Below are 9,838 nucleotides of genomic sequence, written 5' to 3'. Positions count from 1 at the left end.
TCTACGCCTGAATTGTAAGTTTTCTGATAATATTATTAGATGCTTTAAATAATAAGAGAAGGTAAAAGCCTGCGCGGGAATGACGGGCAGGAACGAGAATTAATCTTGCCATCTGATAAAGCAAGTACAAATTGCCAATGCATAAATTTATCCGGTGTTTACTATACTTAGGTAAACATTCAATATTCAATGTTCAATTGTAAACGCCTGCAAAATGATTATTGAATATTTATTGGTTGATATATTTTAAAAGTTCGGGACTATCCGGCGTAACCTTACTGTCGAAATGCTGTAACAGCTTTCCTTTTTCATCAATAATAAACTTATTAAAGTTCCAGGAAATGGTAGCGTCCAGTACGCCGTTCTCATCTTTATGGCATAGGTATTTAAAAACAGGCGTGGCATTATCGCCTTTTACATCAACCCTGGTGGTAAGCGGGAAAGTAACGCCGAAATTCTTTTTGCAGAAGTTGCTGATGGAGTCGTTATCCTGAAATTCCTGGCCGCCAAAGTTATCTGAAGGAAAGCCTACTATTACCAGCTTATCTTTATTTTCTTCATATAACTTTTCAAGCCCGGCATATTGCTTTGTAAAACCGCAGTGGGATGCCGTGTTCACCACCAATATTTTTTTGCCTTTAAAATCTGAAAAATCAATGGTGCTGCCGTCAAGCGCTTTAATCCTGAAATCGTAAATAGATTTTACAGGTGCAATATTGAATGAAGCCATGATGATAAGCAAGGTTAATGATAGAACAAGCGTTTTCATAATAAATTAATTTCGTGAGTAAAGGTATTGCTATTTAAAAAGATCTCTGCTAAAACAGTATATAAATAATACAAGCGCTTAGGGTATCAGATCGTGCAGGCCACAGTGGCCAGGCTTAGCTTCGTGTTGGGTATTGCCAGTATGCATTGCCCGCAGGCCTCAAATGTGGCGCCGGTGGTAACAATATCATCAACCAATAGAACATGTTTGCCTGCAAGCAATTCAGGCTGTATTACGGCAAACACATTCTCCATGGTTTGCCACCGGTCTATGCGTGTTTTATGCGTTTGTGTTTCCGTAAATAAAACCCTTTCAACAGCATCTGCAATAATTGGTTTATCCCAAACCGAAGCAATGCCATCAGCAATAACTGCCGACTGGTTATAGCCGCGCTTAAAAAGCTTTTTTTCGTTTAGAGGCATGGGCACAATTACGTCCACATCGTCAAATCTTTTGCTGGCTGCCAATTGCCGGCCAAGCAGCCTGCCCAAAAACCGGCCTGCTTCCATATTGCCTTTATACTTGAGCTGGATAATGATGTTTTGAATTACGGAGCCCTTGGTAAAATAAAATGCGCTGCCCGCTTTTTCAATGTGCATTCTCCCGTAAAAAATTTTTTCAACAGGATTATGGCTGTGCAAAAGAAAGCCTGTTTGCGGTAGCCGGCTTATACATTCGGCGCATACAATATCGCCGGCATGTATTATATCCGTATGGCATGCCATGCAGTTATGCGGGAAGAAAAGATGAAGAAAGTCGTCAATATAATGTTTAAGCGGGATCATATTCAAACATTAAAACAGCAGACGGTATAATTCATCCACCTTGCCTGCTTCCACCACTTCAATTTTATAGTTGGCTTTATGAAGGCCTTTTTTATTAAAAGGTGAAATAAATATCTTTTCAAAGCCTAATTTTTCTGCTTCGGCAATGCGCTGGTCAACGCGGTTTACTGCTCTTATTTCTCCGTTCAGGCCCACTTCGCCGGCAAAGCAGATATTGGGCGAAAGCGGTGCATCCTCGTATGAAGAAAGCAGGGCGCAAATAATAGCCAGGTCAGTAGAAGGGTCTTCAATGCGCAGTCCGCCGGCAATATTCACAAACACATCTTTCATCCCAAAATGAAAGCCGCCGCGCTTTTCCAGCACGGCCAGCAATAATTGCAAACGCCTTGCATCCAGGCCGCTTGCCGTGCGCTGCGGCGTGCCGTAAACACTTTGTGTAACCAATGCCTGCGTTTCAATCAGCAATGGCCTGAGCCCTTCCATGCCTGCGGCAATGGCGCTGCCGCTCAGCGCTTCTTCTTTTTGGTTAATGAGTATTTCAGAAGGGTTATTCACGGTGCGCATGCCATTGCCCGTCATTTCATAAATGCCAAGTTCTGATGTGCTGCCAAATCTGTTTTTCAGGGTGCGTAAAATGCGATAGGCATAATGCTGGTCGCCTTCAAACTGCAGCACGGTATCCACTATATGTTCCAGTATCTTAGGGCCTGCAATGCTGCCGTCTTTTGTAATGTGGCCGATAATAAAAACAGGCGTATGCGTTTCTTTTGCAAAACGCTGAAGCGATGCGGCGCACTCCCTTACCTGCGCCACGCTTCCCGGCGTTGCGTCTATATTATCTGACTGCAGGGTTTGAATGGAATCAATAATTACCAATGAGGGCTGTAACTTTTTTATCTCGGTGAAGATGACAGAGAGCGATGTTTCCGTGAGTATATAGAAGTTTTCATTACGTATGCCGAGCCTGTTTGCCCGCATTTTTATTTGCTGCTCGCTTTCTTCGCCGCTTACATATAAGATAAGTGCATGGTTAAGCTGAAGTGCATCCTGCAACAGCAAGGTGCTTTTGCCTATGCCCGGTTCGCCGGCCAGTAATATAATGCTGCCCGCAACAATGCCGCCGCCTAATGCACGGTTTAACTCCGCATCATGCGTAATTATCCTTTCTTCCTTTAAGCTCTCCACAGCATCCAGCAGCTTTGCTTTTGATGTTTGCCGTTCGCCGTTTATATCTTTCCAGAAGTTTTTTTCTTTCGGGTTGCGCTCAATTACTTCTTCAATAAAAGTATTCCATTCATTGCATGCAGGGCACTTGCCTAACCATTTTGCGCTTTCATATCCACAGTTAGAACAAAAAAATGCGGTTTTAACTTTAGCCATTGTATAAAGATAATGCGTGGAGGCTGTAATTCGGGAACATTAAAACTTCTGTGAAGGCCAAAAAAAAGACCGGTAGATTACCGGCCCTTTTTACTTACTAACCCATTAAATTCAGGCACTAAATTACAATAATGGGCTACATAACAAAATAAATTTTTAGCGTTGTTGAAAACTTTTTGAATTTATTCAGGCAGTTAAAGCCCCGATGTACGGGCGTTTTGGCAGGATTTTTATTTTTTAGAATTATGCACAGCCGATTTGGCACTTATTTAGGAGTTAATCTGAAATTGCTGCATTGATTTTGAAGTGGTTATAAATTTGCATCTTTAATTACAAAAAAATTTAATGAATTCGATTTTTTTAGTTTCATTGATCTTTTTGGGAATTAGTTTTCTTGTTTCTTCTACGCTCAGGGGAAAGTTTGCGAAATATAGCCAGGTACCACTGGCTAAAGGATTGAGCGGCAGAGAAATAGCTGAGAAAATGCTGCGGGATAACGGTATTTATGATGTGCAGGTTACATCTGTAAACGGCTTTTTATCAGATCATTACGATCCTTTTAAAAAAACCGTGAATTTAAGCCCCGATGTATATAGCGGCAGGAGCATCGCTTCAGCGGCAGTAGCTGCGCATGAATGTGGGCATGCTGTTCAGCACGCCACTTCTTATGCATGGCTTATGCTGAGAAGCAGGCTGGTGCCTTTTGTTCAGTTCAGCAGCAATATTGTACAGTGGGTTTTGCTGGCCGGCATTATAATGATTAATGTTTTTCCGGGCTTATTGCTGGCGGGTATCATTTTGTTTGCGCTCACCACTATATTTTCACTGGTAACCTTACCCGTTGAGTACGATGCCAGCAACCGTGCGCTTGCATGGCTTGAAAGAAGCAAGGTAACCCTTCCCCAGGAACAAGATAAAGCGAAAGACGCCCTGCACTGGGCAGCGCTCACTTATGTGGTAGCAGCGTTAGCTTCTGTTGCCACTTTATTGCAGTATATTCTTATTTATTCGAATAGCAGAGGCAGGCGTTAATTAAATATCTTCATCGCGCTCAAGCATCAGGATGGCGCTTTGTGGCACAATGAAATATTTTTCACTTTCATATACTACTTCGGTTGCGCCGCTTAATAAAAATATGGCAAGGTCGCCCTCTTTTGCCTGCAGCGGAATGTATTTCACCTGCTCTTCTTCACTTTGCCAGGGCTCATTCTCCACGGGCAGCGGAATGGCATAACCGGGCCCTGTTTTAATAATATAGCCTTGCTGTACTTTTTCTTTTTCCTGTACGCCGGGTGGAAGGTATAAGCCACTTGAGGTGCGCTCGTTTAGCCTGGAAAGCCGTATCAAAACCCTGTCGCCGATAATGATTAATTTCTTCAGTTTATTATCCTGTACCAATAACATAAGCACTTTTTATTCAGGGCGTAAAATTATAAACATCCGTTAAACTGAACCCACATATTAAATTTCTTTTAATCATGCTTATCTTTAATCAATTTTTGAAATAGCTAAGGCATTTTAATTTGATCTATTTTTATTTTTAAAAACAACAATCTATGGAAGGAAAAAAATATAAAATTCTATTGTGTGAAGATGATACGAATCTTGGAATGGTGCTGAAAAATTATCTTGAACTGAATGATTATGATGTAACGCTTGAAAGAGATGGAAGGCTTGGCCTGGCTGCTTTTCAGCGTGAAAAATTTGACATCTGCCTGCTTGACGTAATGATGCCCAATATGGATGGCTTTACGCTTGCCGAAGAAATTCGCGATATTGACCCTGAAATACCGCTCTTCTTTCTGAGCGCTAAAACCATGAAGGAAGATATTATACAAGGCTATAAACTTGGCGCTGATGATTACATTACCAAACCTTTTGACAGTGAAGTTTTATTACTGAAAATTAAAGCTATTCTTAAGCGCAATGAAGAATTGAACAAAGAAAGCGAGAACATTGAGTTTGACCTGGGGCGTTATCATTTTAACCCCAAGCTGCGTGAACTGGCGCATGATGGCAAAACCCAAACATTGTCTCCAAAAGAAAACGAGTTACTGAAAATGCTGGCAGAGCATAAAAATGACCTGTTGCCCCGTGAACGCGCTTTGAAAAAAATATGGGGCAGCGATACATACTTTAATGGCCGCAGCATGGACGTGTATATTGCCAAGCTGCGCAAGTATTTAAAAGATGATGAAAACATTGAAATTGTAAATATTCATGGCAACGGCTTCAGGCTGGTAGCGCCATGATAAATCTGAATATTGAAAATTGAGCATTGAATATTAAAAAAGCTTCCGGAAATTCCGGAAGCTTTTTTGTTGGGCAACATGCATGTAAAATTATTTCTCAAACACTTCGGGTATAACCCTTCCTATACAACCGCTTGGCATTTGAATATGCAGCATGGCCGCGATGGTAGGCGCAATATCGGTCATGTATGTTTCGCGATTGGTCTTGCCTGCTTTTACATTCCAGCCATAAAACAACAGCGGGATATGTGCATCATACGGGTTCCACAAACCATGCGATGTGCCCTTGCCATTACCTTCCACATAGCCAGGCTTTAATACAATTAAAATATCTGAACTGCGCTGCGGAAAATAAGAATTACTGAACATTTTTTTCTGCACATCAGTTAAAGTAGTGGTGTTTAGGTTTCGCATAGAAACAGCCCTCGCTATACCAGGCTGCGATTCAGCATAACTGATAATTGTTTTTTCTACATCGTTCCTGTCAAGGTTTAAAGAATCAAGTTCTTTGGAATTTAATAATATCTGCCCATTGTATTTGCCTTTTATCAGCCTGTCTGTTTTGTATTTATCCAATAATAATTGTTTTAAGCCTGCTGTAAAAGGTTTTGCATCAAACGGGCCACCTGGTAAACGGTGTTTTACTGCATAACCCGGGCTGTTGGCTACAGCATGATCTGCCGTAAGAAACACAAGGTAATTTCCTTCACCTACCTGCCTGTCCAGAAAAGCGAAAAATTTTCCAAATACAGCATCCAGTTTTATATAATCATCCATTTGCTCCCATGAATCGGGGCCAAAAGCATGGCCAATATAATCGGGAGAAGAAAAACTTACTGCCAAAAAATCTGCAGCGCTGTTTTTGCCAAGGTTTTCATTTAATACAACAGCTTCAGCCATAGCTTCCAGCAAGGTATTGCCATAAGGTGTTGAAGCAATTTTTGAATAGTCTTTCTTTACATATCCGTTTAAAGTATATGGAAAATGCGCCTGTTCATTACCAAAAGGCTTATTCTCGTAAGGCTGTTCATCTTCACCGGCATATTCTTTATATGTGCTTGCAGGCAGGCTTAAGTTCCAGTTAAGTTTATAAAAGGAGTCGGGCAGGCTGCGGTCATTAAAGGCGTTTACCCACCTGGGCAATTCATTCATATAATATGTGCTGGTAATAAATTTGCCCTGGTCGTGATCGTACCAATAGGCAGCATTGGCCACATGGCCTGCCGGAAATATTGCTCCCCGGTCTTTTATGGAAATGCCTATTACCTTTGATGCATAGTTGGTTGCAATTCTTAATTCATCTGTTATGGTAGTAACAACATTATTGCGCGGGCTCATTTTGCCTGCATCGCCTGAAGCGCCTACCGTGGCTGCAGAATCATCTTCAGCGCAATACACTTCTTTGTTTTCAATATTATCATACCAGTCATTGCCCACAATACCATTTATAGCAGGCACAGAGCCTGTGTATGCACAGGTGTGGCCTGCTGCTGTTACAGTGGGTGTATAAGGTATGAGCGTGTTCTCGCAGCTAAATCCTTTATTAAGCAGTCTTTTAAATCCGCCATTGCTGCTGTATAAGGGATAATATTTATACAGGTAATCCCATCGCATCTGGTCAACTACAATTCCTACAACAAGCCTGGGGCGCTGTACCTTGTTAATTACTGCAGCAGGCTGCGAAAAGCTGTTTGCATATTGCAAAACAGCAATCATCAATAAAGCTATATATTTCATCATAGTTAAAATAATTATGGGCAAATGTAAAACCTGCCCATAATCTTAATGCTGATATTTCAGTTAATACTATAATAGTACATTACAGTATTTTTACATTATTGTCCGGATAACTTGGGCTAAAGCCCATTGTGCAAGGGTTTCAGATATATAACCCCAGGCTTAAGCCTGGGGTTAGTAAAAAGCAGGCCCATAAAGGGTTTTAACCCAAGAGAAAATATTTTAGTCGGACAACAATGGTATTTTTATTCAATCCATGAAAAAAATAGCTGTAACAATCTTTATATTGTTTTTGTATTGCTATAATGTTGCCTATACGCAAGGTTCTCCTTTCGATACAACTATTTATGGCCGCTGGCGGCGATCACGATGTTATATTGCCAAAACATACCTTGCTGATCGCGGAGAATATTCCAAATTCTTATTTGTGGATCATACCAAACTCCGGGCATTCAACGCCTATCTTTAAAAGGGATCAATTCAACGAAACCGTGTATGAATTCTTCAGAACGCCTTATAGAAAAATTGAAAAATTCGGATGGTTTGAGTAAAAGCCGTTAACGGTTATTTTGAATGCTATCACTTATTATTTCGTAAATATTTTTCAACGCAGGATAGGCCTGCAGCAAATCAAGATGCTTTTGAATGGTGGCCTTATCTCCTCTTGCTGCCGGCCCTGTTTGCATAATGGCAGGATCATAATAATGCATGCGGTTTACCGTTTCCTCAATTAAAGGCAGAAGTAAATGAAAATTAATATTATTCCTGTCGCAATAATCTTTTGTAAGCGCAAATAAATGGTTGGTAAAATTAGAAGATATAATGGCAGAAAGATGATAGCGCAGCCGCATTTCATCATCAGCCTCTGTTATTGTTCCGGCAAAAGATGAAGCAAAGTTTTGAATAAAATCTTTCGCAGCGGCATTATTCCCATCAATTAAAAAAGGGATTTCAGGATGATAGTTCAATTCTTTGCGCAAAGACTGCAGCGGGTACAATACACCATAATTTTCTGAAGCGTTTTTCAGCACATTTACAGAAACGCTGCCGCAGGTATGCACCGCCATTTTTCCCGGAATATTTAATTGGCTGCTTACTTCGCCAACCGCATCATCTTTTACTGCCACCACAAACAGGTCGCTGGCCCTGCTTATATCTTTTATGCTGAAACAAGGTCTTGCATTTAATATATGAGCCAAGCTATTTACCGTTGTTTCATTACGGCCCACAACCTCATTTATTTCATGGCTGGTTTCTTTAAAAATCTTTCCTAACACGGCAGCAACGTTGCCTGAGCCTATTATCGTTATAAGCATGTAATCAGTTGAAGCATTGCATTAATTTTTAATGGAACAAATATCAAATTACATCTTTAAAATTATAGAAGTAATTTAGCAAGAAACAATATCGTATGAAATATGCAAAAATTCTTTTGCTGTCTGTCAGCATTTTCTTTTTTCACTTTAAATCTTCTGCGCAAATACCGCATCTTAATATTTACGGTCATGTGCTGTATGCCTCTCCGCTTGATAACAGCAGTAAGGATTTATATACCGGCGGCGCGGGTGTGGAAGCAGGCGTACTGATAGGGCGTGGAAAAACCATGTTCAATGCATTAATAGGCACAACGCGCTTTTTTGCAAAAGATGACAACCAATACGGTTATCTTACTTATGTGCCGGTTAAGGCAGGTATAAGGCAGTACCTGCCGCTTACCATGCATTTTCTTTATATTCAGGGTGATGCCGGGCTTGGTTTTACCAACAGCCGTTACCTGGGAAACGACGGAACGCGCTTTGCCGCCGACATTGGCGCCGGCGTTAAATTCGGCTTGTTTGATGCGGCTGTAATATGGGACAATATTCATGAGTCAGACCCCAAAGGCTGGGCATCATGGCTTACCATAAAAGCTGGTTTAAACCTGGGGTTTTAATTATAGCCCCAGCACATCCTTCATAGTAAATATGCCTTTTTTGCCGGCAATAAATTTTGCAGCGAGCAATGCACCGCTGGCAAAGCCTTTGCGGTTGTAGGCTGAATGCGTTATCTCAATATAATCTATTGGTGAATTATATTTTATGGTATGAATGCCCGGCACATCATCCATACGTTTGCTGATGATCTCCAGCTCGCTTTCATTATTTGTTTTATCGTTCACCCAGCTTTTTTTTGTTTTTATCTTTTCCAGCAATTGCTCTGCAAGCGTAATGGCCGTGCCGCTTGGCGCATCTTTTTTTTGTGTGTGATGCACTTCTTCAATGCTTACTTCATATTCTTTATGGCTGCTCATTAGTGAAGCAAGGTATTCATTCAATGCAAAGAATAAATTCACCCCAATGCTGAAATTGCTGGTGAATAAAAAAGTTCCGTTTTGCTGTTCACAGTATGATTTTATTCCGGGCAAATCTTTCAGCCAGCCTGTTGTTCCGCATACAACCGGTATGTTGGCATCCATGCATTTTTTTATATTTTCTACAGCACTATGTGGATTAGTAAATTCAATAGCTGCATCCGCGTATTTTAAATTATCTGCGGTGAATTCATCTTTATTGGAGGATGAGATCTTTAAAACAATGTCATCGCCATTTTCCCTTGCTGTTTCTTCAATGGCCCTGCCCATTTTACCGTAACCTATCAATGCTATTTTCATGCTGCAATAATATTAAATTATATGGTGAGGAGCGACAGCAACGAATAAACACTGTATATCGCAGATTTGCTTACACATTAACGTAGTCAGACACCATTATTGTCCGGTTCACCTGGATTTAAGCTCATTAGGCAAAGGATTATTATTTTGTTGTAATTATTGTCGCTGTTTTCCTGATATTTTTCGCTGTTTAGCTCTTTCTTTTCGCTGTTTTATTCTATTTTTTCGCTGTTTTCCTGATAATTCTCGCTGTTTTTTCAAGTCT

11 protein-coding genes are annotated in these 9,838 nt (G+C 40.7%); 4 read left to right on the top strand and 7 right to left on the bottom strand.

Going from position 1 to position 9,838, the window contains the following annotated elements:
• Window positions 1-229: 229 nt before the first annotated feature.
• The 3 genes from QM629_RS08435 to radA all read right to left on the bottom strand — a co-directional run bounded on the left by QM629_RS08435 (window position 230) and on the right by radA (window position 2,934).
• Window positions 230-769, bottom strand: a complete 540-nt coding sequence (locus QM629_RS08435; RefSeq protein WP_415159127.1) for a glutathione peroxidase — start codon at window positions 767-769, stop codon at window positions 230-232.
• A gap of 86 nt (window positions 770-855) precedes the next feature.
• A complete protein-coding gene (locus QM629_RS08430; protein WP_415159125.1) occupies window positions 856-1,554 on the bottom strand; it encodes a ComF family protein in 699 nt (232 codons plus the stop codon).
• Window positions 1,555-1,563: 9 nt separating this feature from the next.
• Window positions 1,564-2,934: a DNA repair protein RadA gene (gene radA / locus QM629_RS08425; RefSeq protein ID WP_415159123.1), complete on the bottom strand. Its 1,371-nt coding sequence runs from the start codon at window positions 2,932-2,934 to the stop codon at window positions 1,564-1,566.
• A 345-nt stretch (window positions 2,935-3,279) separates the two neighbouring features.
• Here radA and QM629_RS08420 point away from each other — a divergent pair, with 345 nt between their 5' ends.
• Window positions 3,280-3,966 (top strand): zinc metallopeptidase, encoded by a 687-nt coding sequence (locus QM629_RS08420; protein WP_415159121.1) that lies wholly within the window; start codon window positions 3,280-3,282, stop codon window positions 3,964-3,966.
• Here QM629_RS08420 and QM629_RS08415 read toward each other — a convergent pair whose 3' ends face one another.
• On the bottom strand, window positions 3,967-4,338 hold the full coding sequence (locus QM629_RS08415) for a co-chaperone GroES (protein ID WP_415159119.1): 372 nt from the start codon (window positions 4,336-4,338) through the stop codon (window positions 3,967-3,969). It lies immediately after the preceding gene.
• Window positions 4,339-4,490: 152 nt separating this feature from the next.
• Between QM629_RS08415 and QM629_RS08410 the strand changes: the two genes are divergently transcribed.
• The gene (locus QM629_RS08410; protein WP_090663236.1) at window positions 4,491-5,186 is read left to right on the top strand and encodes a response regulator transcription factor; all 696 of its coding nucleotides are present in this window, start codon (window positions 4,491-4,493) and stop codon (window positions 5,184-5,186) included.
• A 90-nt stretch (window positions 5,187-5,276) separates the two neighbouring features.
• Here QM629_RS08410 and pafA read toward each other — a convergent pair whose 3' ends face one another.
• The gene (gene pafA, locus QM629_RS08405) at window positions 5,277-6,926 is read right to left on the bottom strand and encodes an alkaline phosphatase PafA (RefSeq protein ID WP_415159117.1); all 1,650 of its coding nucleotides are present in this window, start codon (window positions 6,924-6,926) and stop codon (window positions 5,277-5,279) included.
• A 344-nt stretch (window positions 6,927-7,270) separates the two neighbouring features.
• Between pafA and QM629_RS08400 the strand changes: the two genes are divergently transcribed.
• On the top strand, window positions 7,271-7,474 hold the full coding sequence (locus QM629_RS08400; RefSeq protein ID WP_415159115.1) for an alpha/beta fold hydrolase: 204 nt from the start codon (window positions 7,271-7,273) through the stop codon (window positions 7,472-7,474).
• Window positions 7,475-7,480: 6 nt separating this feature from the next.
• Here QM629_RS08400 and QM629_RS08395 read toward each other — a convergent pair whose 3' ends face one another.
• The gene (locus QM629_RS08395) at window positions 7,481-8,239 is read right to left on the bottom strand and encodes a Rossmann-like and DUF2520 domain-containing protein (protein WP_415159113.1); all 759 of its coding nucleotides are present in this window, start codon (window positions 8,237-8,239) and stop codon (window positions 7,481-7,483) included.
• A 95-nt stretch (window positions 8,240-8,334) separates the two neighbouring features.
• Between QM629_RS08395 and QM629_RS08390 the strand changes: the two genes are divergently transcribed.
• Window positions 8,335-8,856: a hypothetical protein gene (locus QM629_RS08390; protein ID WP_415159111.1), complete on the top strand. Its 522-nt coding sequence runs from the start codon at window positions 8,335-8,337 to the stop codon at window positions 8,854-8,856.
• Here the strand turns inward: QM629_RS08390 and dapB are convergent, their stop codons facing one another.
• Window positions 8,857-9,573, bottom strand: coding sequence for a 4-hydroxy-tetrahydrodipicolinate reductase (dapB, locus tag QM629_RS08385; RefSeq protein ID WP_415159109.1), 717 nt, complete (start codon window positions 9,571-9,573; stop codon window positions 8,857-8,859). It abuts the gene before it with no gap.
• Window positions 9,574-9,838: the final 265 nt, after the last annotated feature.

It is taken from the genome of Parafilimonas sp. (assembly GCF_047606085.1).
In the GTDB taxonomy this organism is placed as follows: Bacteria; Bacteroidota; Bacteroidia; order Chitinophagales; family Chitinophagaceae; genus Parafilimonas.
Note: the sequence above shows the minus strand (reverse complement) of the source record. Positions and strands in the feature narration are given on the sequence as shown.